General features: G+C 72.6%; 19 protein-coding genes. 5 read left to right on the top strand and 14 right to left on the bottom strand.

The features are described 5' to 3' along the window. Nucleotides 1-25: 25 nt before the first annotated feature. Nucleotides 26-2,266 (bottom strand): protein kinase, encoded by a 2,241-nt coding sequence (locus AB0K67_RS34520; RefSeq protein ID WP_364068526.1) that lies wholly within the window; start codon nucleotides 2,264-2,266, stop codon nucleotides 26-28. Between the two features lie 145 nt (nucleotides 2,267-2,411). Here AB0K67_RS34520 and AB0K67_RS34515 point away from each other — a divergent pair, with 145 nt between their 5' ends. Continuing rightward, nucleotides 2,412-3,392, top strand: coding sequence for a pyridoxal-phosphate dependent enzyme (locus AB0K67_RS34515; protein WP_364068524.1), 981 nt, complete (start codon nucleotides 2,412-2,414; stop codon nucleotides 3,390-3,392). A 137-nt stretch (nucleotides 3,393-3,529) separates the two neighbouring features. Here AB0K67_RS34515 and AB0K67_RS34510 read toward each other — a convergent pair whose 3' ends face one another. Further along, the gene (locus AB0K67_RS34510; protein ID WP_364068522.1) at nucleotides 3,530-4,273 is read right to left on the bottom strand and encodes an N-acetyltransferase; all 744 of its coding nucleotides are present in this window, start codon (nucleotides 4,271-4,273) and stop codon (nucleotides 3,530-3,532) included. 89 nt (nucleotides 4,274-4,362) lie between these two features. Between AB0K67_RS34510 and AB0K67_RS34505 the strand changes: the two genes are divergently transcribed. Together AB0K67_RS34505 and AB0K67_RS34500 are read left to right on the top strand one after the other, a co-directional pair. Continuing rightward, the gene (locus AB0K67_RS34505; RefSeq protein WP_364068520.1) at nucleotides 4,363-5,856 is read left to right on the top strand and encodes a DUF885 family protein; all 1,494 of its coding nucleotides are present in this window, start codon (nucleotides 4,363-4,365) and stop codon (nucleotides 5,854-5,856) included. Between the two features lie 56 nt (nucleotides 5,857-5,912). After that, nucleotides 5,913-6,734, top strand: coding sequence for an SDR family NAD(P)-dependent oxidoreductase (locus tag AB0K67_RS34500; RefSeq protein ID WP_364068518.1), 822 nt, complete (start codon nucleotides 5,913-5,915; stop codon nucleotides 6,732-6,734). Here AB0K67_RS34500 and AB0K67_RS34495 read toward each other — a convergent pair. Continuing rightward, nucleotides 6,725-7,666 carry a hypothetical protein gene (locus AB0K67_RS34495; RefSeq protein ID WP_364068516.1) on the bottom strand — a complete coding sequence of 314 codons (942 nt, stop codon included), beginning with the start codon at nucleotides 7,664-7,666 and terminating at the stop codon, nucleotides 6,725-6,727. The genes AB0K67_RS34500 and AB0K67_RS34495 overlap by 10 nt on opposite strands. Nucleotides 7,667-7,765: 99 nt before the next feature. Here AB0K67_RS34495 and guaA point away from each other — a divergent pair, with 99 nt between their 5' ends. Continuing rightward, nucleotides 7,766-9,313 (top strand): glutamine-hydrolyzing GMP synthase, encoded by a 1,548-nt coding sequence (gene guaA, locus AB0K67_RS34490; RefSeq protein ID WP_364068514.1) that lies wholly within the window; start codon nucleotides 7,766-7,768, stop codon nucleotides 9,311-9,313. 125 nt (nucleotides 9,314-9,438) lie between these two features. Here the strand turns inward: guaA and AB0K67_RS34485 are convergent, their stop codons facing one another. Next, a complete protein-coding gene (locus AB0K67_RS34485; RefSeq protein WP_364068512.1) occupies nucleotides 9,439-10,875 on the bottom strand; it encodes an MFS transporter in 1,437 nt (478 codons plus the stop codon). A gap of 80 nt (nucleotides 10,876-10,955) precedes the next feature. On the opposite strand from AB0K67_RS34485, the gene AB0K67_RS34480 reads away from it, so the two are divergent. Then, entirely contained in the window at nucleotides 10,956-11,390 is a 435-nt protein-coding gene (locus AB0K67_RS34480; RefSeq protein ID WP_364068510.1) for a helix-turn-helix domain-containing protein, read from the top strand. Here AB0K67_RS34480 and AB0K67_RS34475 read toward each other — a convergent pair. From AB0K67_RS34475 to AB0K67_RS34430, 10 genes are all read right to left on the bottom strand, one after another. After that, a complete protein-coding gene (locus AB0K67_RS34475) occupies nucleotides 11,351-12,937 on the bottom strand; it encodes a hypothetical protein (protein ID WP_364068508.1) in 1,587 nt (528 codons plus the stop codon). The two genes, AB0K67_RS34480 and AB0K67_RS34475, sit on opposite strands and share 40 nt — an antisense overlap. A gap of 27 nt (nucleotides 12,938-12,964) precedes the next feature. Beyond that, nucleotides 12,965-13,642 carry a polysaccharide deacetylase family protein gene (locus AB0K67_RS34470; protein ID WP_364068506.1) on the bottom strand — a complete coding sequence of 226 codons (678 nt, stop codon included), beginning with the start codon at nucleotides 13,640-13,642 and terminating at the stop codon, nucleotides 12,965-12,967. A gap of 266 nt (nucleotides 13,643-13,908) precedes the next feature. Then, nucleotides 13,909-14,607, bottom strand: coding sequence for a class I SAM-dependent methyltransferase (locus AB0K67_RS34465; protein ID WP_364068504.1), 699 nt, complete (start codon nucleotides 14,605-14,607; stop codon nucleotides 13,909-13,911). A gap of 17 nt (nucleotides 14,608-14,624) precedes the next feature. Continuing rightward, nucleotides 14,625-15,881 (bottom strand): glycosyltransferase, encoded by a 1,257-nt coding sequence (locus tag AB0K67_RS34460; RefSeq protein ID WP_364068502.1) that lies wholly within the window; start codon nucleotides 15,879-15,881, stop codon nucleotides 14,625-14,627. Nucleotides 15,882-16,095: 214 nt separating this feature from the next. Beyond that, nucleotides 16,096-18,213: a hypothetical protein gene (locus tag AB0K67_RS34455; RefSeq protein ID WP_364068500.1), complete on the bottom strand. Its 2,118-nt coding sequence runs from the start codon at nucleotides 18,211-18,213 to the stop codon at nucleotides 16,096-16,098. Beyond that, nucleotides 18,210-19,475 carry an acyl-CoA reductase gene (locus AB0K67_RS34450; RefSeq protein ID WP_364068498.1) on the bottom strand — a complete coding sequence of 422 codons (1,266 nt, stop codon included), beginning with the start codon at nucleotides 19,473-19,475 and terminating at the stop codon, nucleotides 18,210-18,212. Before AB0K67_RS34450 ends, AB0K67_RS34455 begins: the two co-directional genes overlap by 4 nt. Then, nucleotides 19,475-20,542 (bottom strand): acyl-protein synthetase, encoded by a 1,068-nt coding sequence (locus AB0K67_RS34445; protein ID WP_364068496.1) that lies wholly within the window; start codon nucleotides 20,540-20,542, stop codon nucleotides 19,475-19,477. Before AB0K67_RS34445 ends, AB0K67_RS34450 begins: the two co-directional genes overlap by 1 nt. Then, nucleotides 20,539-22,353, bottom strand: coding sequence for an AMP-binding protein (locus AB0K67_RS34440; RefSeq protein WP_364068494.1), 1,815 nt, complete (start codon nucleotides 22,351-22,353; stop codon nucleotides 20,539-20,541). Before AB0K67_RS34440 ends, AB0K67_RS34445 begins: the two co-directional genes overlap by 4 nt. After that, nucleotides 22,350-23,216 (bottom strand): glucose 1-dehydrogenase, encoded by an 867-nt coding sequence (locus AB0K67_RS34435; protein ID WP_364068492.1) that lies wholly within the window; start codon nucleotides 23,214-23,216, stop codon nucleotides 22,350-22,352. The genes AB0K67_RS34440 and AB0K67_RS34435 overlap by 4 nt, the downstream gene beginning before the upstream one ends. A 673-nt stretch (nucleotides 23,217-23,889) precedes the next feature. Further along, nucleotides 23,890-24,138 carry an acyl carrier protein gene (locus AB0K67_RS34430; protein ID WP_364068490.1) on the bottom strand — a complete coding sequence of 83 codons (249 nt, stop codon included), beginning with the start codon at nucleotides 24,136-24,138 and terminating at the stop codon, nucleotides 23,890-23,892. Nucleotides 24,139-24,260 lie beyond the last annotated feature (122 nt).

Genomic DNA, 24,260 nt, shown 5'->3' with positions numbered 1-24,260 from the left:
ATCACGGCCGGATCCGCCGGATGGTTCACGAGCCGCGCGCCGGATTCCTGGTGAAGACGGGGTCGACGTCCAGCTCTTCCGGGGCCTCCAGGAGCTTGCGCACCAGCTTGCCCTTGAAGTCGACCACCTGCACCTCGGCGTTGGCGCCGTTGTCGTTCTCCCAGCAGTACAGGTGCTTGTCGTCGTAGAAGCCGAGCACCTCGTCGCAGTCGGAGTAGAACGTGTGCAGCCGCTTGCCGGTGGCGGCGTCCCAGATGCAGTGGTCGTTGTACGTGCCGTCAGGGCAGTTGGTGACGTACGCCTTGCCCGAAGGCGAGAAGATGTCCTCCGTCGTGCCGGCGGGGAGCGTGCCGATCTTCTCCTGCGAGCGCACCACCCGGCCTTGGGGGTCGAAGAAGCGCAGGTTCAGGTTGTCCTCGGGGCCGTAGACGTTGACCGTGCCGACGTTGTCGCCGTCGAAGGCGAACATGTTCCTCCTGACGGCGGTGTCGCTGACGTCCACCCGCCTGACGCGCTTGGTGGCCACGTCGACCAGCATGAACCCCGGGTAGGTCAGCTCGTCGCCGACCTCCCGCGCGATGCTGAGCAGGATCGTCCCGCCGTCCTTCGACCACCGCATGATGATGCCGTCCAGCGGGCTCTTGACGGTCTTGATCGTGTGGCGCTGCCCGGTCCGGCGGTCGGTGATGACGATGAAGTCGTGATCGTCGGGGGTGTACTGCCTGCCCCTTGACGCGAGGTAGCGTCCGTCGGGGGAGACCAGCGACTCCATGTTGCCCGCGTACTTGGTGAACTTGCCGCGCAGCGAGTCCCTGGCGTAGTCGATCCAGTCGTCCTTCTTCGCGTCCTTGACCTCGTACGAGGTGAGCACGATGGCGTCGGACGGGCTTTCGTACAGGGAGATGTCGCCGCCGGGCAGCTTCCGCTTGGTGCCCTCGCCGGGCACGTCCTCCGCCTGGTGCTCCGCCTGGTCCTCGGTCCGGCCCTCGGAGTCGTCTCCGGTGGCGTCCCCGGTGGGCTCCTCGCCGGAGCCGCTGGGCTGCCGCTCCGTGTCCGCCGACGGGGTCGTGGACTGGAGCGCGGCCGTGCTCGCCGTCCGGTACATCTGGACGCCCGCGAAGATGACGGCGGCCAGCAGCAGCGCGACCGCCGCGGTGACGCTCGCCACCACCTGCCCCCGCCTGCGGTCCGGCGGCTTGGCGGCGGGGTGCGTGGGCTGGAGGTGCTGCCACGCGTGGGGGTGGCCCGGCGGGATGTGCTGCTGGGAAGGCGGTCCTGCGGCGGGCGCGCCGGTGTGCGGGGGCGTGCTTGCGGCGGGTGCGCCTGTGACGGGCAGGCCCGCGGGCCGCGGGCCCGCCTGGGAGAGCGGCCCTGAGACGGGCGAACCTAAGGCGGGCGGGCCGGGGAAGGGCGCGGACGATGCCGCCGCCGCGCCCTCCGCCAGCATGCCCGAGCCGGACGCCGGGTGCCGCAGCAGCCGCACCATCACCTGCTCGGCCGTGGGCCGCTGCGCCGGATCTTTGGCCAGGCAGGCGGCCACGACCTCGCGCAGCGTGCCGTCGAGCGGGCCGAGGTCGGGCTGCCGGTTGAGCACGCGGTTGATCACCGCGGGCATCGTGTCGCTGCCGAACGGCGCCTGCCCCGTCGCCGCGAAAATGATCGTCCCGGCCCACGAGAACAGGTCGGCCGCCGGTCCCACCGCGTGGCCCATGAACTGCTCGGGCGCCATGTACGACGGGGTCCCCACCACCGACTGGCTGATCGTCGTGGCGTTCAGCGCCCGCGCGATGCCGAAGTCGATGACCCGGGGCCCGTCGGCGCCGATGATCACGTTGGCCGGCTTGAAGTCGCGGTGCACGATGCCCGCCTGATGGATCGCGGCGAGCGCGGTCGCGGTGCCGACGGCCAGCCGGTGCAGCGCCGTCCCCGTGCGCGGCCCCTGCTCCTGCACCACCCGATGCAGGGAGGGGCCCTCGATGTACTCGCTGACGATGTACGGCCGATCCTGCTCGATCCCTGTGCCCAGCACGGCGGCCGTGCAGAACGGCGCCACGTGCCTGGCCACCTCGACCTCGCGCAGGAAGCGCTGCACGCTCGACTCGTCGCCCGCCAGGTCGGCCCGCAGCCACTTGACCGCCGCCTTGCCGCCCTCGGCGTCCTCGCCCAGGTAGACGACGCCCTGGCCACCCTCGCCGAGCCTGCCGAGCAGACGCAGGCCCCCCAGCGAGCGCGGATCTGCCGGGCGGAGCGGAGCGAAGGAAGCCATGCCAGAATTCTGGCCCCATGCCGCCCGTCTCGTGGGACTCCGCCGAGAATAGGGGAAGTTACCGCTGTCCGGCATATTGCCGCGATTCACTACGTTCCTGGCGAAAGCACGGACCTCGCGGGGGCATGACTGAAAAAGTGGAGACGTGAGCTGGAACGCACGAGCCCTCGACGTGCTGGCCGCGGGGGAGCCGACCCCGCTGATCGAATTCCCGGTTCGGGTCCCCGGGATCACGTTGTTGCTGAAGGACGAGTCCCGGCATCCCACAGGCAGCCTCAGGCACCGCCACGCGCGCGCGTTATTCCGCCAGGCCGTGCTCGACGGCCTGGTCACCGAGGGCGCGACCGTGGTCGAGGCCACGGGCGGCAACGCGGCGGTGGCCCAGGCGTGGTTCGCCCGGCGGCTCGGCCTGCGGTACATCGTGGTGATGCCGGGCAAGGCGGGGCCCGAGCGGGCGCGGCCGGTGGAGGAGCTGGGCGGCGAGTGCAGGTTCGTCTCGCCGCCGCTGGCCATCTACGACGCGGCGCGGCGGATCGAAGGGCACTTCCTCGACCAGTTCGGCAGGGCGGCCGAGCACGACCTCGCCGAGGAGCTGTTCGCCCAGGTGAGCCCCGACTGGGTGGTGACGGGCGCGAGCACCGGCGCGACCTCGGCGACGCTCGGCAACTGGATCAAGAAGCATGACCTCGACTGCCGGGTCGCGGTGGCCGACCCGGAGAACTCCGCGTACTTTCCTGGCTGGACGCTCGACGTGCGCGACTACGCCACCGGCATGCCCTCGCGCATCGAGGGCATCGGCCGCCCGCGCATGGAGCCGGGCTTCCGTCCCGACCTGATCGACCTGGTGATCCCGGTGCCCGACGCGGCCACGGTGGCTGCGGCGCGGCACATCAGGGGGGTCACCGGGCTGCCCGTGGGCCCGTCGTCCGGCACCGTGCTCTGGGCGGCGCTCGAGCTGATCGAGCGCATGGTCATGCGGGGCGAGAGCGGCACGATCGTCTCGCTGATCGGCGACGCCTCCGAGCGCCACCTCGCCACCTGCCACGACGACGCCTGGGCCGCCGAGCGCGGCCTCGACGTCGCCCGCCACGCCGACCGCCTCCGTCTGGTCAGCCCGGCAGGCTGAGCGTCCTTGGGCTCGCTCCTGGCCGGTGCGGCGGGCCGGGCGCCTCGAAGGCCCGCTCCTGATCGGCCTGGAGGGCCGGGCGCCTCAAAGGCCCGCGCCCGGTCGGTCCGGCGCGGCCGGGCGCTCGCAAGGCCCGCTCAGGTCAGGGAGTGGGCCACCCAGACGTTCGGCTCCACGTAGACGGCGTGGTCGTGCTCCACATCGCAATGCACCGGCGTCAGCGCCCCCGGCACCTCCACCGGCCCCGACCGGTCGAACGGCAGGCCGGTCCAGGCCCGCCACTCCGCCAGCGTGCCCGGCACCACCATCGACCGGGGCGCCACCTTGACGATCTCGGCGCCCGCCCGTACGTGCACCCGCAGCCACGGGTCCTGGGGCAGGCCGTCGGGGCGGGTCCTGAAGGCGTACTCGCTCATGGGGGTGTGCGGTTCGAGGTGCTTGTGGTTGGGACGTACGGGGGCGACGAGCGTGCGGAAGCCGAGCCTGGCGGCATGCTCGCGCAGGGCGGCCACCATCAGCGCCGACAGGCCCCTGCCCTGCAGGTCGCGGCGGACGGTGATCTCCAGCGCGGAGACGGCGTCGGGCTCCTGGCCGCGCTCGCGGGCCAGCCAGCCCGCCCGGATCACGCCGTCCCAGCCGTCGTCGGGCAGGCCGTCGCCGCCGGACACGTACGGGATCAGGCACGCCCGCGCCACCGGCCGCCCGGGTTCCGCGTCGTCGTCGGCCACGAGCACGTGGTGCTGGTGGCGGGTGGTGACGAAGGGGTAGTAGAGATCCGCGATGGGGTCGTTCAGGACGAACTGCGCCCAGGTGTGCTCCATGTCCCACAGGGTCGCGGCGAACTCGGGACGCTCAGCGAGCGTGGTGATGCGGAGAGCCATGCTGATCATCTTGCACCGCGCAGCAGCCGAAAGTGCCCGAAATTTCAGCACTAAAGACCCCATACCAGGGGTGCGCTAGCGTCGGCGGCATGACAGAACTTGACGCCAGGCTACGAGCCATCACCGACCTGATCGTGGCCGAGGCGCGCGAGGGCGGCGGCAGGCACGAGTACGACGGCCGGATCCAGGACCTGTCGCCCGAGGGCGTACGGGCCGGGCTGGCGCGGCTCGGCGAGGGACCCGCGCCCGCTGACGCGCACGACGCCAGGCACCTACAGGTGTTCGAGGAGAGTCTGCGCACCCAGTTCGGCGAGCTGGAGCTGCACCGCAAGAACCCCCTGATCCACCTGTCCAACCTCGACCTCGCGTGCTACGACCGCGACTACGCGCCGGAGGAGGAGCGCGCGGCGGCCAAGGCGGCCCACCTCGCGCTCTGGCCCGAGGCCGTGGACCAGGCGCTCGCCTCGCTCGACCAGGTGCCGGCCCCGGTCGCGAAGTCCCTGATCGGCGCGGTCAAGGGCCTCGCCGCCGGCATCACCGACGAGGCCGCGCTGGCCGCGCACGCCAGGCTCGTCGCGCACGTCGAGCGGGCCGCGCAGGAGGGCGACCCCGACGCGGCGCTCGGCGGCGACGCGCTCGCCCGGCTCATGGGCACCGCCGAGGGCCTGCCGGTGGACCTGGGCAGGCTGGCCGAGCGGGCCGACGCCGAACGCGACCGGCTGCTCGGCCTGCTCGCCGAGTCGTGCGCGAAGCTCGGGGAGACCGGCAGGCCCCCGCTCGACGTCGTACGCGAGCTGGTCAAGGACCACCCCGACGCCGACGGCGTCATCGAGGCCGCGCGGATCGGCACGGAGAAGGCCATCGCGTTCACCCGCGAGAAGGACCTCGTGCCCTACCACGACGGCGAGTGCCTGGTCGGCCTGGCGCCCGAGTCGCGCCGCTGGGCGATGGCCATGATGGCGTGGAACTCGCCCGGCGAGCCCGAGGGGCCGTCCTGGTACTACATCACGCCGCCCGAGCCCGACTGGCCCGAGCAGGAGCAGGAGGAGTGGCTGCAGGTCTTCAGCCGCACCACGCTGCCCGCCATCAACGTCCACGAGGTGGCGCCCGGGCACTTCTCGCACGCCAGGGCGCTGCGCCGGGCCCCGTCGGAGGTGCGCAGGCTGCTGCAGTCGATGGCGTTCGTCGAGGGCTGGGCGCACTATGCCGAGGAGCTGTGCGTCGAGGAGGGCTTCGGCGACGGCGACCCGCGCTTCGAGATCGGCGTCTGGGTGGAGGCGCTCATCCGCGTCACCCGGCTGGCCTGCGCGATCGGCGTGCACACCGGCCAGATGACGGTCGAGGAGGGCGCGCGCCGCTTCGAGTCGGACACCCACCTGGCCGGTCCCGCCGCGCTGTCGGAGGCGCGCCGGGCCACGTTCGACCCGACCTACGGCCGCTACACCTGGGGCAAGCTGCTCATCCTCGACCTGCGCGAGCGGGCGCGCAAGGAGTGGGGAGCGGGCTTCACCCTCCAGCGCTTCCACAAGGCCCTGTTCGATCTCGGCTCGCCGCCTCTGGGCCTGATGGACGCGGTGCTGTAGCGTCGCTCGGACTGATCGGGGAACGACCTATGGCGTGTCCCTAGGGAGGTCTGTACGTGCGCGAGCTCTCCGGCAAGGTCGCGGTGGTGACGGGTGCGGCCAGTGGCATCGGGAGGGCGCTCGCCCTCCGGTTCGCGGCAGAGGGAATGACGTTGATGCTCGCCGACGTGGACCACGGCGGGCTGGCGGAGACGGCGGCCATGTGCGGCGGCACGAAGGTGCTGACACAGATCACCGACGTGTCCGATGCCTCGTCCGTACGTCACCTCGCCGACCGCTGCTTCGGTGAGCTGCGCGCCGTGCACGTGCTCTGCAACAACGCGGGCGTCTTCCAGGGCGGCCACATGTGGACGCGGGACGAGGAGGACTTCTCCTGGCTGCTCGGCGTGAACCTGTGGGGCGTGCTGCACGGCATCCACTGGTTCGTGCCGCGCATGATCGAGCAGGACACCGAGGGACACGTCGTCAACACCGTCTCCGTGGCGGGACTGCTGGTGTCGCCGGGGACCGGCGGGTACGCGATGGCCAAGCACGCCGCGCTCGCCGCGTCCCTGGCGCTCGCCCAGGACCTGGCCGCGACGGGGTCGAAGCTGCGCGTCAGCGCGCTGTGCCCCGGCGCGGTCAGGACTCGCATCGCCGACTCCGACCGGTCGCGCCCGCCCACTCTGGCCACCACGCCCGCCGCGGACGAGGTGGCCGTCAAGGAGCGGATCGGCAAGGCGGCCGAGCGCGGCATGGAGCCGTCCGAGGTGGCCGACCTGGTGATCCAGGGCATCCGCGAGGAGCGGTTCCTGCTGCTGACCGACTCCTCGTACGCGGCGAGCCTGCGCCTGTACGTCGAGTCGCTGCTGACCGGTGAGGTGCCCGGCTACCAGTGACGGTCGTGCGCCAGCACGCGCACCACCCAGCGGCGCGGCTTGACCAGCAGGCGTACGGAGTCGCCGGGCAGCACGTCGCGGTAGAGGCTCTCGCCGACCCGGAAGCTGATCGCCTTCTCCGAGTGGCCGTCGTGCAGCGCGATGTAGTACTCCACCGACCGGCCCTGGTCGTCGGTGGTCTCATGGACCCAGCGCTTGACGACGTGCCCGGCGATCTCCTGGCGGCCCGAGCGGAGCGGCAGGTTGGCCGGCTCGATCTCGACGCCCTTCCAGCCGCTGCCGGTGAAGATCCACTCCTGGTTGCGGTTCGCCGGCGGCGATCCGGATCCGGCCACCTCCCGCCCGCGCCGGGTCAGCAGGAAGCCCTTGCCGTCCGACAGCAGCGAGACGCCCGCGACCATCGCCCCCACCGTCGCGATCCCCGCGGGCCAGGAGAAGAGCGCCACCACCACGGTCATGAACCAGGGGATGAACAGGGCCATGGTCAGCAGCACGGGGACGCCCATGCTGCCCCAGCGGTGGCGGGCCAGGCCGATCTCGATGGCGTGCTCCCGGACGAGCGGGACGAAACCCCGCTCCAGGTCCTCGGACTCGGGCACGAGGGCGATCACGGGCGCCCTCGGCGCTCCCGCCATGCGGACGCGCACCCGTTCGAGCACCCAGACCTCGTACGGGCGCAACGGCTCCGGCGGACGAATCGGGTTCAGCGACAGGCGGTCGCCGTCGATCGTCACCCAGCCGCGTCCTGCCAGCTCGAAGAGCACGGTGTAGAACACGTCCTGGGGACGCATGCCACGTAAGAGCTCGGCCACCGCCGCGGGCACCGGGTACGGGGGCGCCTCCTCGCCCCTGTCACGGCCCGACACCTTGAAGGCGGTGACCGTCGCGATGACCCACAGGGCCCACGCGATGGCCGGCCAGACAAGATCCATCGTTCTGTGTTAGCACGCCGGACCCGGCCAGGCCAGGTGCTCGAGCCGGGGCCGATAGACTGGGGTCACCGCTCTTCGCCTTGTCAGGGGGTTCTCACGGTGTCTGAATTCGACACGGTCTTGGTGGTCGACTTCGGCGCTCAATACGCGCAGCTGATCGCCAGGCGGGTGCGTGAGTGCCACGTCTACTCCGAGATCGTTCCCTCGACCATGCCGGTCGAGGAGATGATGGCGAAGAACCCCAAGGCGATCATCCTGTCGGGCGGTCCTTCGTCGGTCTACGCCGAGGGCGCGCCGCCGGTGCCCCACGGGCTGTTCGACACCGGCGTGCCCACGTTCGGCATCTGCTACGGCTTCCAGGCCATGGCGCAGGCGCTGGGCGGTGAGGTCAAGCGCACCGGCGCCGCCGAATACGGCGGCACCCCGCTCACGGTGCTCGACGAGGGCGCCATCTTCGCCGGGCTGCCGTCTTCGCAGACCGTGTGGATGTCCCACGGCGACAGCGTGGTCAAGGCCCCCGAGGGCTTCAAGGTGACCGCGTCCACCGAGCAGACTCCGGTGGCCGCGTTCGAGAGCGCCGAGCGCGGGCTCTACGGCGTGCAGTTCCACCCCGAGGTGCTCCACTCCGAGCACGGCCAGACGGTGCTCAAGCACTTCCTGGAGGCCGCGGGCTGCCGTCCCACGTGGACGATGCTCAACATCGTCGAAGACTCCATCGAGGCCGTGCGCCGCCAGGTCGGCGACGGCCGCGCCATCTGCGCGCTGTCCGGCGGCGTCGACTCCGCGGTGGCCGCCGCGATCGTCCAGCGCGCCATCGGCGACCGGCTGACCTGCGTCTTCGTCGACCACGGCCTGCTGCGCAAGGGCGAGGCCGAGCAGGTCGAGCGCGACTTCGTGGCCGCCACCGGCGTCAAGCTGCGGGTGGTCGACGCCTCCGACCGGTTCCTCAAGGCGCTCGAAGGGGTCACCGACCCGGAGGAGAAGCGGAAGATCATCGGGCGTGAGTTCATCCGCGTCTTCGAGGACGAGCAGCGCGCCATCATGGCCGACGGTCCCGTCGACTTCCTCGTCCAGGGCACGCTCTACCCCGACGTCGTCGAGTCCGGCGGCGGCACCGGCACCGCCAACATCAAGTCACACCACAATGTCGGCGGCCTGCCGGAAGACCTGCGGTTCACGCTGGTCGAGCCGCTGCGCTCGCTGTTCAAGGACGAAGTCCGCAGGGCCGGCGAAGAGCTGGGCCTGCCGGCCGCGATGGTGTGGCGGCAGCCGTTCCCCGGGCCTGGGCTCGCGATCCGCATCGTCGGCGAGGTCACCGGCGAGCGGCTGGCCATCCTGCGCGAGGCCGACGCCATCGCCCGCGAGGAGCTGTCGCGGGCGGGTCTCGACCGGCAGATCTGGCAGTGCCCCGTCGTGCTGCTGGCCGACGTGCGGTCGGTGGGCGTGCAGGGCGACGGACGTACGTACGGCCACCCCATCGTGCTGCGCCCCGTCACCTCCGAGGACGCGATGACCGCCGACTGGGCGCGGGTGCCCTACGACGTGCTGTCGCGCATCTCCACCCGCATCACCAACGAGGTACGCGAGGTCAACCGCGTGGTGCTCGACGTGACGAGCAAGCCGCCGGGCACCATCGAGTGGGAGTGACCCGGCGCTGAGCCGGGCCCCGCGACCTCGCGTCCGGCGCCCGGCTCCGTTCCTGTGACCTCATGCCCGGTGCCTGGCGCGGTCCGTCTGGTTCGCCTGGTTCACGTGGCCCTGCCCTCGCGGGGTCAGGCGACGGGGGCCTTGCCCGCGCCCGGCTCGGGGGCCGGTGCCGGCTGGGCGGCGGCGGGCTTGATGTGCTTGGGCAGCAGGGTCAGTGCCGCCACCAGGGCGAGCAGGGCGAGGCCCGCCGATCCGGCGAACGCCGCGTGATAGCCCGACACCAGCGCCTGCGGCGTGGGCTCGTCGCCCGAGACGGCCGCGGCGACCGTGGCCAGAGCGGCGATGCCGACCGAGATGCCCACCTGCGTGGTCGTGTTGAACAGCCCGGAGGCCATGCCCGCCTCGTCGGGCGCCGCCTGCGATGTGGCGGCCACGGTGACCGCGCCGATGAGCAGGCCGAAGCCGAAGCCGCCGAGCAGCTCGGGCGCGAGCAGCGTGGTCAGGAAGTCGCCACGTACGTCGATGCGCTGGTAGAGCAGGCCGCCCGCGGTGATGGAGACGAGGCCGGCGACGGTCGTGGCGCGCACGCCGTACCGGGTGAGCACGCGGCCGCCGAGGAACGACGAGGTCAGCGCGATCGTCACCGAGATGGCGACCACCGACATGGCCGACCGGGTGGCGCTGTAGCCGAGCACGTCCTGCGTGTAGAGGGTGAGCAGGAAGAAGATCGGCTGCATGGAGGCGGCCACCAGCATAATGATCACGTTGCCGGCCGCCAGCGTACGGCGGCGGAAGACGTCCAGGGGCACCAGCGGGTTGGCCGAACGCCGCTCGACGAGCAGGAACGCGGCGATGAGCACGAGCGAAAGCGCACCGAGCCCGAGAGTCCTGGCCGACGCCCAGCCGGCCTCCGTGGCGTCCGTCAGCGTGTAGATGAGCAGGCCGAGCCCGGCGGTCGAGGTGAGCGCCCCGGCCACGTCGAAGCCGCGCCCGGCGCCCGCTCCGCGCACGGCCGGCAGCATCACCAGCGCGAGCCCGCCGACGGCGAGCCCGATCGGCGTGTTGACCAGGAACACCGCACGCCAGCCGAACCAGTCGGTGAGCAGCCCGCCGAGCACCACGCCCGCGGACGCGCCCATGCCGCCGACCGCTCCCCACAGCCCCATGGCCTTGTTCAGCGCCGGGTCACCCCGGAAGATCCCCATCACCAGCGACATGCCCGCCGGCGCCACGATCGCGCCCGTGAGACCCTGCACCGCGCGTACGGCGACCAGCACCCCGCCCGACGACGCCACGCCGCCGATCAGCGACACCAGCCCGAACGTGAGCATCCCGGCGACGAACATCCGCCGCCGCCCCAAGTAGTCGGCGAGCCGCCCGCCGAGCAGCAGCAGCCCGCCGAACACCAGCGAGTACGCCGTCGTCGTCCACGACAGGTCCTGCGCCGTCATCCCGAGCTCGCGGCCCATCGGCGGCAGCGCGATGCCCACGATCGTGGTGTCGAGGATGAGCACGAACTGGGTGGCGGCGAGCAACGAGAACGCCGCCCACTTGTTCTTCATGGCCGAACTCCCTAAGGGAACGATTTGTAACGGTGGCCATGATGTGTGACCATCGAGGTCACCCGGAAGAAGGCACTTTCATGTATCAGGGGAACATCGCTGTACCAGAGCAGCTCAGGACGATCGAGGACGCCGAATTCCTCATCGAGAGCGGAGAGTGTCCCGTCCCGCCCCGCGAGATCCTCGACAGGATCGCGGGCAAGTGGGCGATCTTCATCATCGTGGCGACCGCCCGCGCGCCCCGGCGCTTCACCGAGCTGGAGCGGCTCATCGAGGGCATCAGCCGCCGCATGCTCACCCTGACCCTGCGCAACCTGGAGCGCGACGGCCTGCTCGAACGCACGGTCTATCCGACGGTGCCGCCCAAGGTGGAGTACCGCGCCACCGACATGGCGCTGGAGCTGTACGAGGCGATGCTCACGCTGACCAACTGGTCGCGCAAGTACAGCTCCGCCGTGGCGGAGGCCAGGCGGCGCTACGACGAGCGCCAGGCCGCCGAATGCGACCGGCTCTGACCTCCGCGCGCGCCTGAAGCAGGCGCGGCGGCTCCTCGGCGGAGACCTGCCGCCTGAAACGGGGACGGCGGCTCCTCGGCGGAGACCCCCGCCTGAAGCAGGGGCGGCGGCTCCTCGGCGGAGACCTGCCGCCCGGTGCCGCGCCGCCGCGCCCGGCGGCGCGGCACCAGGCCGCCCAGCAGCAGCGGCACCAGCAGCGCCCCGGTGAGAATGGGCGCGGCCATGTAGCGGAAGTCCTGCGCCGAAATGTTGGCGAGGACCGCGAGCTGCTGGCCGGCGACCACGGCGGCGACGCCGAGCGCGTAGCGGTTGCGCCGCGTCAGCGCGGCCAGCGCCGCCGCCGCGTACGACAGGTACGCCCACGACGCCCCGCGCCACAGCACCCAGTCCCACTGCGGGGTGAGCGCGCCGGCCAGCCACGGCGACGCCACCTGGTACAGCTCCATGGACAGCGGGCGCAGCGAGAACACCCCGCGCCCGGGGAAGTCGGTGACCTTGCCGGGGCCGACGTAGGTGTCGGCGTTCGGCCGCAGCGACAGCCGGTAGGTGGCGCCGCCGGTCGCCGCCGCGTCGGCCACCGGCCGCCAGGCGATCGCGCCCCGGCACAGCCTGGCCCGCACCACCAGCTCGGGGTCGGTGACCAGCAGCCGCCGCCACAGGTCGAGCAGCTCGCCCGCGCGCATGTCGGCCTGCCGCCAGTCGAAGTCGCGCCGCCAGATCAGCGGGTTGATCGTGTAGCAGGTGCCGCCCTCCCACCAGCGGCGCAGCGGAGCGACCGAGCTCATCAGGCCGATGTCCCCCGGCGTGAACAACTCGGGGCGCTCCCGGTAGGCGACCGCGATGTCGCCGAAGGCGGTGTGGTAGACGTACGTCGGCGACGGGGCCACGATTCCGGCCCGCGGGTAGACGTGACCGGTGAGCACCAGGGGGAGCGAGGCGGCGAGCAGCCCGGTCAGCAGCAGGAGCACGCGCCTGGTCGTGACGATCACCACCAGCGCCAGCACGGTGACGCCCGCGATGAGGAAGCCGTTCGCGCGAAAGAGCCCGAGCAGCGCGAACAGCGCGCCGAGCCCGGCCAGCGCGGGCAGGGTGACGGCGCGCCTGGCCGCGATCCGCGCGCACGTGGCGGCGATCGCCACCGCGCAGATCGTGAACGGCACGTCCTTCCACAACGTCACCGTGAACGCGCCCACCGGCGGCGCGAGCGGCATCAGCATCGCCACCGCGGTCGTGAGCAGGCGCGGCGCGCCCAGCCGTTTCACCGACTGCGCCAGGTACGTCAGTGCCCCGGCCATGGCCGTCGTCTGGGCGAACGTCACGGCCCCGAGGTCGCCGGTCCCGGTGAAGCTCAGCCACAGCAGCGCGTCGTAGAGCACCGAGTGGTCGGCCACCCAGGGCCCGGCCACCGTGTGGCTGAGATAGAGCACCGAGTCGCGGCTGAACAGGCCGGGATAGAACGCCGCCCACCAGCAGCCGAGCACCGCCTGGACGATCAGGAAGGTCGCGAGCGCGACCCAGGGCCGGCCGGGCCGGGTGTCACTCCCCATGGTTCCCGTCTCGTGCTGCGGGAGCGCCTACTTCCTGAAGTAGCTCTCTCCGGCCACCGGACCCTTACCGCGCAGCAGCGTCGGCACGGTGACGAGGTGGTAGCCGCGCTTCTTGAGCTCCTTGAGGATCTCCGGCATCACCTGCACGGTCTGCGGCACCACGTCGTGCATGAGGATCACGCCGTCGCGCTTGGCCAGCTTCAGCACGGCAGCCTTGATCTTCTTCTTGTCGCGCAGGCTCCAGTCGAGCGTGCTGCCCGTCCAGAGGATCTGCGAGAGATCGTTCTGGTACGCGAAGTTCAGCACCCGGTCGTCGGTCTGGCCGTACGGCGGGCGGAACATTGTGGGCCGCTGACCGGTGACCTTCTGGATGGCCTGCTGGGCGAGCTTCAGCTCCTCGTTGATCTCGTCGTCGGAGCGGTGGGGCAGCGCGGCGTGCGAGTAGGAGTGGTTGCCGATCGCGTGTCCCTTGGCGAGGATCTGCCTGGCGATCTTGGGGTGTTTCTCGGCCCGCTTGCCCACGAGGAAGAACGTGGCCTTCGCGCCTGCCTTCTGCAGCGTCTTGAGCAGGGCGGGGGTGTAGGTGCCGGGCCCGTCATCGAACGTCAGGGCCAGACACTTGACCCGGGAGCAGTCGGTGGCGGCAGGCGCCTGCGCGGGCACGGAGGTCAAGGCCAGAGAGGCCGCGATAAGGGCATGAATCACCACATGCGCAAGCCTAGAGCCAACCAAGGGCCCCTCATGTGGCGGCAATGTCTCGTTCTGAACACCGATGAGCGCTGAGGCGGCGCGCGTGGCTTCCGGCGCGAGGCGCTGGGGCGTGCGGGTTCGTCGGCGCGAGGCGCGGGGCGGCGGAGTTCGTCCGTGCGAGGCGCTGGGGTGTGGGGGTTGGTCGGCGCGAGGCGTGGGGGCGCGGGGCGGGGACTCTTCGGCGCGGTGACGTGCCGCTGCCGGGGCGGCGGTGAGGTCCGTCAGCGGCGGAGGCGGGCGCGCAGGAACAGCGTGACGCCCTTCAGCGACCGCACCGGCAGCCACCGCTCGGCCTTGACGACCGCCGACAGCCCGGCGTTGACGGGGAACGGCAGCCTGCGCAGGTCGCTGCCCTCCGAGCGGCGCCGGTGCATGGCGACGAGTGGCCGCAGCAGCACGTTCCAGCTCCACACCCGCTCGACGGTCAGCCCGGCCTTCTCGACGACGACGGTGAGCGTGTCGCGGTCGTAGCGGCGTACGTGGCCGACGGCCTCGTCATGCGCCGACCACAGCGCCATGTCGCACGGCACCGCGATCAGCGCGTGCCCGCCGGGCGCGAGCACCCGCGCGATCTCGGCGGCGACCAGGTCGTCCTCGCGGATATGCTCGAGCACGTCGAACGCGGTCACCAGGTCCATGCTGCCCGCCAGGAACGGCAGCGCCCGCGCGTCGGCGCATACCGCGTCGAGCCCGCGCTCTCTGGCCGACTCCACCGCTTCGGGGGAGGTGTCGGCCGCCGTCGCGGCCCAGCCCGCCTCGGCCAGCACCCGCGTGTTGCCGCCGCCCGCCGCGCCGATGTCGAGCGCCCGGCCCGGCCGGCCCAGCCGGCGGAGCTGGGCGCGCAGGATGGCCCGCCGTTCGCGGTACCACCAGTGCGTGTCCTCCACCGCGACCAGCCGGCGGATCTCTGAGCGTTCCATCGGGTCAGTTCCTCGTGTCAATTCCTCGTGCGTGACAGGACGCAGCGGTCGAGTGCGGCGAAGCGGAGCAGGGTGAGCAGGCAGTACGTGGTGACGATCGCGCTCACCTCGGCCGCGAGCCCCGCCCACGGCGGCACGCTCAGCAGCGCGAGCGTGGTCAGCACGTACGTGGCGGCGACGAGCACGGGGCCGCGCAGCCGCATCGCGGCCCGCAGCCCGCAGGTCCAGCGCCGGTTGACCGCCAGCGTGCACAGCCCGGTGAGCACGAGCGCGCCCAGGTTGGCGGGCACCGGCGGCCAGAGGCCGCGCAGCGGCAGGTAGAGCAGCGCGTACAGGACGGCGGAGACGGTGCCGATGGCGGCGAAGGAGGTGATGGCGGCGCTGGTCACCACGCGCGGGGCGACCGGGGCCGGGCTCGGGTGCACGGGCGCCGGGTCGGGCCTGCGCACCTCGACGTCCGCGCGGCCGCGCGCCATCGACCAGGCGAGCCTGGCCAGCCCCTTGAGGTCGTCGAGCGCCGTCCTGAACACCTGGACGCGGGAGTCGGCGTCCTCGATCCAGTCCACCGGCACCTCGTGCACCCGCAGCCCGTTGTGCTCGGCGAGCAGCAGCAGCTCGGTGTCGAAGAACCAGGAGTCGTCCTTGACCCGGCTGAGCAGCGGCCTGACCACGTCGGCCCTGACCGCCTTGAACCCGCACTGGGCGTCGCTGAAGCGGGCGCCGAAGCCGTATCTGAGCAGGGCGTTGTAGCCACGCGAGACGATCTCCCTGCGCAGCGAGCGCCGGGTCCGCGCGCCGTGTGCGAGCCGGGTGCCGATCGCGATGTCGGAGTGCCCGCTCGCCACCGCGGCGAGCAGCGGAAACAGCGCGTCGAGGTCGGTGGACAGATCCACGTCCATGTACGCGACGATGTCGGCGGGGCTGGACCGCCAGGCCGCCCGCAGCGCCGCGCCCCGCCCCCTGACCTCCAGCCGCCTGGCGTGCACCTCCGCGAACTCGCCGGCCAGCGCCGCCGCGATCCGCCACGTGCCGTCGGTGCTGCCGTTGTCCACGATCGTGATGCGCCACGGCAGCGGGAAGCCGTCGAGGTAGTTGATCAGCGTGCGCACGCAGCCGGGCAGGGCGCGCTCCTCGTTGAGCACGGGGATGACGATGTCCACGCTCGCCGGGCGGCCGGCCTGCTGGTACGCCGGGCGGCGCACGGGGCGGACCGCCTTGCGGGGCACCGGGGCGTGGAGGCGGGGGCTCGGCTCCAGGGCGGCACGGGTCTCCATAGATCCCCCTGATGTTGCTCGTTGCCGTGAATCCACGACGATGGTGCTGGCGAAGTCAGGCGCGCCGGACGCGTTTCTCCGCGGCATTCCGCGGCGCGGTGCAAGCCTTTACCTTCGCCGCTCGCCTGAGCCGTCTACCTGAGCCGCCTGCTTGAGCCGTCTACCTGAGCCGCCTGCTTGAGCCGTCTACCTGGGCCGTCCGCCTGAGCCGGCGCTAGCGGAGCTGGTAGATCGAGGTGGTCGCGTTGCGGAAGCGCAGCCTGGCGTGCCCGTCCAGCTCGGGTCTGATCCCGGTGAACAGCCAGCGCACGCCGTAGGTCTCGGCGAGCCGCCGCACGTTCTCCGCCGTGGGGGTCAGGAACGCGGCGTCGTTGGCGGCCAGCCGCTGCCGGTCGGCGTACGGCACCGCGAGGTAGGACCGGTGGCCGGCCGCCCTGGACAGCGTGCTCTCCGCGTACGCCCAGCCTTCGACCAGCACCCGCCGCTCGCTGAACGCCGAGACGTGGAAATGCCTGCTGTCGCACACCCGCCAGCGGGGGTGGAGGCAGTGCAGGTCGGTGGCCACGACGTCGCCGGGCGATGAGTGGCCGCGCAGCCAGCGCCCGGCCTCCAGCGCGCCCTTGGGGATCAGCCGGGGCCGCCGCTCCTCGGGGGTGACGTGCGCGGCCATCACGCGTACGGAGGTGGGCAGCGCGTACCCGATGAGCAGCGCCACCACCGCGAGCAGGGGCCCGCGCCGCCGCAGCAGCCACCAGGCGACGACCGCCGCCACCACGAGCACCGCGTACGGCAGCACCACCCGCGCAAGCCGCCCGCCGCCGAACCCCGCGGCCGAGACCAGCAGCGCGCCCGCCGCCCCCAGACCGGCCAGGCAGGCAGCCCGCGCCCATGGCACCGGCCGTGCGGCGAGCATCCCGCACACCGCCGCGATCGACAGGTACGGCCGCGCGCCCTCCAGGAAGTAGAGCTGCGACTGCGCCGGATGCCCGAGCAGCACCACCGCGCCGATCCCGGCCGCCCCGACCCCCAGCATGAGCAGCAGCGGCGGCTCCAGCGCCCGCCGCCCCAGCCCGGCGGCCCCGCCCCACACGCAGACCAGGCAGAACAGGTGCACCACGGTCAGCACCGCCAGGACCGCGATCGGCGCCCGCGGTCCCCAGAGCGCGCGCATGGTGGCGAACGGGTCGAGCGCCGTGCCCTGGGCGGCGCCGCCGTACAGGACGACATGTGCGAACACCAGGAAACCCAGAGCCAGTCCCGCCGCGCTCAGCCATCGCCACGGCACCCGCCGCTGCACCGCCCACCGTACGGCCACGACCAGCGCCAGCCCGGCCAGCAGCAGCGGCAGGTACGTGGCCTTCGCCCCGCCCAGCACCGCGAGCAGCACCACCAGCGCCGCCCACCGCACCCGAGGCGCGAGGAGCACCGTCATCACGGCCGCGAACAGCAGCGCGCCGAACGTCTGCGTCGGGCTCGCCCAGACCGTGAACATCGACCGCGAGCTGAACACCACCCCAAGCACCAGCTCCGGGCTGAACAGGAAGTACGTCACCCCGGCCGCCGCCGCCCCCGCGCCCCAGCTCCCGCCTGCCCTGCGCCCCAGCACCGCCACCAGCACGACGGTCGCCGCCGCCATGGGCAGCGTGCCCAGCCCGTAGACCAGCGTCAGCGGCTCGATGCCGGTGACCCAGCTCGTGGCCGCCAGCTCGGCGTAGACGAACCAGTGGTAGGGCAGTGGCTCGCCCAGCACCACCGGCAGCGCGGGCGGCATGTGATGCCGCAGCTCGCCGACCAGCGCCAGGTGGTAGGGCATGTCCACGTACGCGGCCCGCACCGGCACCCCGTACAGGTGCACCGCGCTCCACACGATGAGGAACGCCACGATCCCGGCAAGCAGCCACGCGCACCACGGCGGCACCCGCTCGCTCAGCGCGGGCCCGCGCCAGTGCCGCCGCAGCCGGGGCACGCACGAAAACGCCGCCACCACGGCGACCGGCGCGACCAGCACCAGCAGCGGCCGTCCTGCGGCGCGGGCGGGGATGTAGGCGAGCACCTCGACCGCGTAGCCCATGGCCAGGCCCGCCGCGAGGTCCTCGGCCATCGACCGGCCGCCGCCCGCCAGCGCCCGCCACAGCAGCGTGCCCGGCAGCACCAGACCGAGTCCGGCGTACGCGGCGAAGATCGCCAGGTCGCGCCAGGACACCCCACACCACAGGAACGCCGCTGCGGCGAGCGCGCACACCAGCGCCGCCGGAGCCCACCCGGAGCCGAGCCCGCGCCCCCTGGACATCGACAGGCGGACCAGCGCGCTCGCGGGCGGGGCCAGCGTCATCCGATGACGGTCACCAGACGCGTGAACTCGGCCGGCAGATCGACGCCGTCCCACACCCGGTGGAAGCTCAGCGCGCTGCCCACCGGCACCATGCGATCGACGCCCCGCCCGGCCAGGTCGCGCGCCAGCTCCTCCAGCTCGCCCCTGCCGAACCCGAAGTGGGTCATCGTCTGGTCCCGCCGCTCGACCAGCGCCACCAGCTCCGCCAGCGACTCCAGCCTGGCGTGCGCGAACGTGCCCGCGCCCAGCCAGCGCCGGGGCGCCGCCGCCGCGGCCGACAGGCGCACGCAGGCCAGCGCGTTGCCGTGGAACTCCACGCTCTCCGCCAGCCCGTCGGCCGCCAGCCCGTACGTGGACACCCGCTTCTCCACCGCCATCGCCGCATCGACACCCCACCCGCGTACGGTCACCACCCGCGACACGTGCCCGGTGAAATCGGCCCGCGCCGCCTCGCAGTCGTCCTCGTCCCCGACCCAGAACACCGTGCGCGGCGACGAGCAGGCCGCCTGGTCGAACCAGTAGGTGTCGTTGACGAACCCCTCCGCGATCGACACCCGCGCCGCCCTCGGCGCGCACAGCCAGGCCGCCGCCCGCATCACCGCGAACGACGAGCGGTCGGGGAAGGTCAGGTCGCGGGCGTGCGGGGCCAGGGGGTGGCGGCGGATCTCGCGTACGGCTTCGTCGCCGCCCCACACCACCCGCAGGTCGCAGGCCGCCGACAGCGCGGCCGTGACCTCGTCGGAGCGGTGGTAGGAGATGATGCGCTGGGTCGCCGCCACCACCGGGTCGGCGGCGGCCAGCGTCTCGTGCAGCGTCTCCAGGATGGCCTGCGCCACCGTGCCCGAGCGGGGCGACAGGCGCACGACGTTGCGGTTGCCCATCAGCGCCGACAGCGCCCACGAGTAGACGAAGACCGTGTCGACGTTCGCGGGCGGCAGGTGGAAGATCAGGCCGCGCGGGACGCGTACGTGCTCGCCGCCCAGCTCCGCCACCGTACGGGCCAGCTCGCTCGGACGCAGGAAGAAGCCCAGCGAGCCCAGCTCGGGGTGGCGGCGGGCGAGCGCCGGCCGCAGCAGCCGCCTGCCGAACGCCGCCAGGAAGTCCCTGATCCGCTCGTCGCCCATTTGGAGCGGGTCGTCGGCGAGCTGCTTCAGCAACTCCTCGACCGGCACGGCCGCCCCCTTGGGGAACAGCACGTCAACGGTCTGGGGGCTTTGGTCGCGCCCGGGGCGGGCGTCGCGGGGGGAGAGGTCGTCGGACATCAGCCCCGCCCCATGGTGTCGCTACAGCCGCGCGCCTCGGCCCGCGGCAGCCGGCCCAGCACCTCGAAGCGCTTGCCCGGCCAGGGTCCGTCATCGACGCCGCGTACCACGCCGAGATCCTCGGTCAGCAGCACATGCCCCGGATACGACGTGGGCAACGTGCTGACCACCTCGACCAGCCCGGGGACGCCGGTGGGCGCCTCTTGCCAGGTCTCGGGGTCGCGGATCACGACGTCGGCGAAGTCAGGGCAGTAGAGCCCGTCACCCTCGGGTCCTTCCAAGAACACCGTCCCGATCTGCTCGACCATGCCGTAGAAGTTGTGCACCCTGCGCAGCCCGCACTCGGCCGCCAGCCGCCGCCGGAACTCGGCGTTGCCGACCGACTGCTCGGCCAGCCGCTTCCAGCCGCCCGAGTGGACGAGCACCCCCTGCGACAGGTCCTCGCCCAGGCCCAGCAGATGCAGCCAGACCATGAACGTGAACCCGAAGATCAGGAACGGCTCGCCGCCATGCCGGGCGAGGAAATCCTTGACCGCCCGCGCGTCCACCTCGCCCCGCTCGTCGAGCACGAAGGTGTGGTCGCGGCCGAAGTTCATCATCCCGAGCACGCCCGCGCCCCTGGCGCTCAGCATCGGGTCGCGCACCACCGAGCGCTGGTCCACCACCAGCATCGGCAGCCGCCGTTCGCCCAGCACCTGCCGCATCGTGGCGGCCAGCATGCGGGTCTGCGCCGCCGCGGCCGCCCGGTCGAGGAAGACGCGGCTCGGCGTCTGCCCGGTCGTGCCGCTCGACGTCAGCACCCTGAACACCTCGTGGGCGGGCACGCTGCGCAGCTCATGCGTCTTGAACAGGCGTACCGGCAGCCACGGCAGATCGGCGAGCCGCTCGTACGGCGGGTGCGCGCCGATCGCGTCGAGGATCCGGCGGTACGGCGGGCACGCGCGGCGGTGCCGCTCGGTCAGCGCGGCCAGCTCCGGCAGCAGCACGGCCTCCCGCTGAGCCGCTCCCAGCGTGAACACCGACCGCTCCGGCGGCGCCAGGACCGTGCCCGGCTGCGGGTGTGTCATGTCATCGACTCCAGCGCTCGATAGTCGACCTTGCCCGTCGCGAGCAGCGGCAGGCGGTCGATGTGGCGGACGTCGAAGCCGCTCCAGTGCAGCCTCAGCTGCGCCGCCAGCCGCCTGGCCAGCAGCGCCCGCGCGGGCTTGTCGAGGCTCTCCGTCCAGATCGTCACCCGGTCGTCGCCGCTGGTGGCGGCCACCGGGCCGGAGCCGCGCAGCAGGCGTTCGACGTCGTCGAGGTTGACGCGGGTGCCGAAGACCTTGGCGATGCGCTTGATCCGGCCCGTGACGTACAGGAAGCCCTCGTCGTCGAGCCTGCCGAGGTCGCCCGTGCGCAGCACGCCGCCCATGTCGTCGCCCCTCGCCAGGTCGGCGGCCGTCTCGGCGTAGCCCATCATCACGTTGGGCCCGAGGTAGACGACCTCGCCGTCGTCGATCTCCAGCCGCCCGCCGGGCACCGCCACGCCCACCGAGCCCGGCTTGTCGTCCAGCCGGTCGGGCGGCAGCACCGCGATGCGGGCGGTGGCCTCGGTCTGGCCGTACATCACGTAGAAGCGCTCCGCCTGCGCGGCGAACTCCTTCACCAGCTCCGGCGCCAGCCGCCCGCCCGCCTGGGTGAGCGTGGTGAGCGCGGGGTAGTCGGTGTGGTCGAAGCGCATCCGGCGCAGCATCGTGTACTGGTAGGGCACCGCGGCCAGCGAGGTGCAGGCGTGGGTGCGCAGATCGTTCCAGAACGAGCGCTCCAGCAGGCCCGCCTCGGTCAGCACCACCGTGCCGCCGGCCACCAGGTGGCTGTTGAGCACCGACAGGCCGTAGCTGTAGTGCAGCGGCAGGCTGGTGGGCGCGACCTCGCCAGGGCCGAGCGACAGGGCTGTGGCGATCGCGCGGGCGTTGGCGAGCACCGCGTGACGCGAGATGCGCACCAGTTTCGGGTTGCCCGTCGAACCCGAGGTGGCCAGCAGCAGGCCCAGGTCGGGATGCGGGTCCGGCGCGGTGCGGCGGCGCGGCGGCTCGGCCCCCGCCTGCGTGAACCCGATCAGCGCGCACGGCTCGAACCGCTCCGCCAGCTCCGCCAGCGTTGCGGCGGGCAGGTCGGGGTCGAGCAGCGCGATCGGCCGCCCGGCGTGCCACGCTCCGAGGTAGCAGAAGACGGACGCCAGCGTGTTGCGCATGCCGCAGAACACCGGCCCCGGCGGCAGCTTGTCGAGGTGCGCCGCCGCCCGCCTGATCGACCGCGCCAGATCCTCCCCGGACACGCCGTCCCGGTCACCTGCGGCGACCAGCCGGGCTTCCGGATGCGGGAACACCACGCTTTCGGGCGCCGCAACGGACCCGTCGGATTTTCCGGAACGCTGAGAACGCCAGACTGCGGTGGGACCGGCCTTGGCCCGCACCGAGACACCATCGGGTTCGCCGGCGTCCTGCGGACGCGAGAAGCCGGCGGGACCGGCGCCGGGCCCGCTGGACTCGTGGGCGGCCTGCAGAGGCGCGGCGGGCGCGGGATCGGCTTCGGACTTGCCGGATCCGGTGGCGGCTTGTAGAGGCGTGGTGGGCGCGGGATCGGCTTCGGGCTGCACCGGTGACCTCCCAGGCTCGTTGGCGACCTGCGGATGCGGAACGGCGTCGTGCCGTGCCTTCGTCCCGTCGGGGTCGCCGGCGGTTTGCTGCGGATGCGAGACATCGGAGGGAGGTGCGCCGGCGGGCCGCGCCGTCGGTTCGCCGAGTGCGCCGGCCGCCTGCGCGTGCGGCTGCGGGACGGCGGCGGGCACGGGTGGCGTGTCCTGGTCGCCGGTGTCATGGGAACGCGGGGTCGTCATGGGACCAGCCCGCCGTCCACGCCGAGCACCTGGCCGGTGATGAACCCGGCCTCGGGCGACAGCAGGAACGCCACCGCGTGCGCGACGTCGTCGGGCTCGCCGAGCCGGCCGAGCGGGGTCGCCGCGATCGTGGCGGCGCGCTCGTCGTCGCCGAGCGTGGCGAGCATGTCGGTACGGATGTAGCCGGGCGCGACGGCGTTGACCCTGATGCCGTGCGGGCCCAGCTCTTTGGCCGCCGCCATGGTGAGGCCGAGCACCGCCGCCTTCGTGGCGGAGTAGACGGTCTGCCCGGCGCCGCCCGCCCTGCCCATGATCGACGACACCAGCACCACGGCCGGATCGCCGCCCCTGCGCAGCAGCCTGAGCGCGGCCTGCAGGGTGTGGGCGGCACCGACGGCGTTGACGTCGAAGAGGCGGCCGATCGTCTCGCGGCTCGTCAGCCCGAGCAGACCCGCCGCGTGCACACCCGCGTTCACGACGAGCGCGTCCAGGCGGCCGTGCCGCTGGTAGATGCGCCGCATCATCGTGTTGATCTGCGCGGGGTCGGCGACGTCGCCGTGCACGGAGTCGGTGACGCCGCCGGTCTGCGCGGCCACCTCGGCCGCCGCCTTCGCGGCCCGCTCCTCGTCCCGGCCGTGCACCACGACCACGTATCCGGACGCCGCCAGCCGCACCGCCACCGCCCGCCCTATCCCCATCGTCGACCCGGTGACCAACGCCACCCGCGGCTCCACCGCCACCGCCTCCCCCTCCAGCTCGGCTTCCGGCTCCCGCGCAGGCCCGGCCTCCGCCGCGATCCGCCCGCCGGACGGGTGGGGCACACGGCGCTGCGCGGCCTCCCGGCCTTCCGCAAAACGCCGCACCGCCGTGGATCCCTCGCGCGCCGTGACCTCCCGCCTCGCCGCAGCCTCCCGGCTGCCCGTGGAACACCGGCTCGTCGCGGACTCGCGGTTCGCGGAGGGCACCCGGCGCTCGGCGGGCTCTCGACTCACCCCCGGCTCCCGGCACGCGTCGGACGCTCGATTCGGTGCGGATTCCAGGTGCACGGCAGGCTCCCGGCTCGCCGAAGGTGGCTGAGGTGCGGCGGCTTCTCGGCTCACCGCCGTGTCGCGGCTCACGGCCGGATCCCGCTGTGTGGCGGCTCTTCGCCCGTCTGCCGACGCGCGGTGCGCTGCGGGCTGTCGGTGCGCTGCCTGCTCTTGGCGCGCTGTGGGTGGTCGGCCCACCGCCGTCGTGCGGCGCGTCGTGGGCTCCTCGCTTGCTTCGGGTGGCTGCGGTGCTGTGGGCTCTTGGACTGCCGCGGGCTCTTGGCCGGTCGGCGGCGGCTCTCGGTGAGTCAGCGAGATTTCGCTTGGCGCGCACGTTCGGCGTGTCGCGGGCTTGCGGACCGCCCTCGGCTCGGCGCGTGGCCTTCTCCCTCCGCGGAGGGACTGCTGGGCGGGCTCCCCGTGCGGGGGGCGTGGGTGGAGGAGCGTGCGCGGGTCGGGGCCCCGGACGGCACCGGGGGTGAGGAGGGCGGCTGGAGCGACCTCGCGCTCAGACGGCGGCGGCGCCGATGCCATGCTTCTCCAGCAGCTCGGCCGCCTTGGCGAACGAGCTCATGTCGATCATCTCATCGGTGTCGATCATGATGGAGAACTCGTCCTCCATCGCCGCGATGAGCGCCATGTGCGCGAGGGAGTCCCACTCCGGGATGGCGCGGTATTCGAGGTCGTCGACGCCGGCGTCGGGCGGAAGATTGAGCGCCATGCGGAACACGGCCCGCAGGCGGTCGAGATGACTCATGATCACTCACTCTCTGTCTTCGAGCCATGACGAAGTGTAGCCGTATCGGGAACGCCTTGAAAAACCAAGCCCCCGACCTGAGTAATGGAAGCGTATAACGATGCGTGACCCGTGATGGGTGC

Source organism: Nonomuraea sp. NPDC052634 (genome assembly GCF_040678535.1).
GTDB classification, from domain to species: Bacteria; Actinomycetota; Actinomycetes; order Streptosporangiales; family Streptosporangiaceae; genus Nonomuraea; species Nonomuraea fastidiosa.
Note: the sequence above shows the minus strand (reverse complement) of the source record. Positions and strands in the feature narration are given on the sequence as shown.

What these genes read in the sequence shown, in the direction of transcription:
- AB0K67_RS34445 (WP_364068496.1), bottom strand. Translation starts at nt 20,542, where the DNA reads ATGACACACCCGCAGCCGGGCACGGTCCTGGCGCCGCCGGAGCGGTCG.
- AB0K67_RS34505 (WP_364068520.1), top strand. Translation starts at nt 4,363, where the DNA reads ATGACAGAACTTGACGCCAGGCTACGAGCCATCACCGACCTGATCGTG.
- AB0K67_RS34460 (WP_364068502.1), bottom strand. Translation starts at nt 15,881, where the DNA reads ATGGAGACCCGTGCCGCCCTGGAGCCGAGCCCCCGCCTCCACGCCCCG.
- AB0K67_RS34475 (WP_364068508.1), bottom strand. Translation starts at nt 12,937, where the DNA reads ATGGGGAGTGACACCCGGCCCGGCCGGCCCTGGGTCGCGCTCGCGACC.
- AB0K67_RS34495 (WP_364068516.1), bottom strand. Translation starts at nt 7,666, where the DNA reads ATGGATCTTGTCTGGCCGGCCATCGCGTGGGCCCTGTGGGTCATCGCG.
- AB0K67_RS34465 (WP_364068504.1), bottom strand. Translation starts at nt 14,607, where the DNA reads ATGGAACGCTCAGAGATCCGCCGGCTGGTCGCGGTGGAGGACACGCAC.
- AB0K67_RS34455 (WP_364068500.1), bottom strand. Translation starts at nt 18,213, where the DNA reads ATGACGCTGGCCCCGCCCGCGAGCGCGCTGGTCCGCCTGTCGATGTCC.
- AB0K67_RS34450 (WP_364068498.1), bottom strand. Translation starts at nt 19,475, where the DNA reads ATGTCCGACGACCTCTCCCCCCGCGACGCCCGCCCCGGGCGCGACCAA.
- AB0K67_RS34520 (WP_364068526.1), bottom strand. Translation starts at nt 2,266, where the DNA reads ATGGCTTCCTTCGCTCCGCTCCGCCCGGCAGATCCGCGCTCGCTGGGG.
- AB0K67_RS34440 (WP_364068494.1), bottom strand. Translation starts at nt 22,353, where the DNA reads ATGACGACCCCGCGTTCCCATGACACCGGCGACCAGGACACGCCACCC.
- AB0K67_RS34510 (WP_364068522.1), bottom strand. Translation starts at nt 4,273, where the DNA reads ATGGCTCTCCGCATCACCACGCTCGCTGAGCGTCCCGAGTTCGCCGCG.
- AB0K67_RS34485 (WP_364068512.1), bottom strand. Translation starts at nt 10,875, where the DNA reads ATGAAGAACAAGTGGGCGGCGTTCTCGTTGCTCGCCGCCACCCAGTTC.
- AB0K67_RS34430 (WP_364068490.1), bottom strand. Translation starts at nt 24,138, where the DNA reads ATGAGTCATCTCGACCGCCTGCGGGCCGTGTTCCGCATGGCGCTCAAT.
- AB0K67_RS34480 (WP_364068510.1), top strand. Translation starts at nt 10,956, where the DNA reads ATGTATCAGGGGAACATCGCTGTACCAGAGCAGCTCAGGACGATCGAG.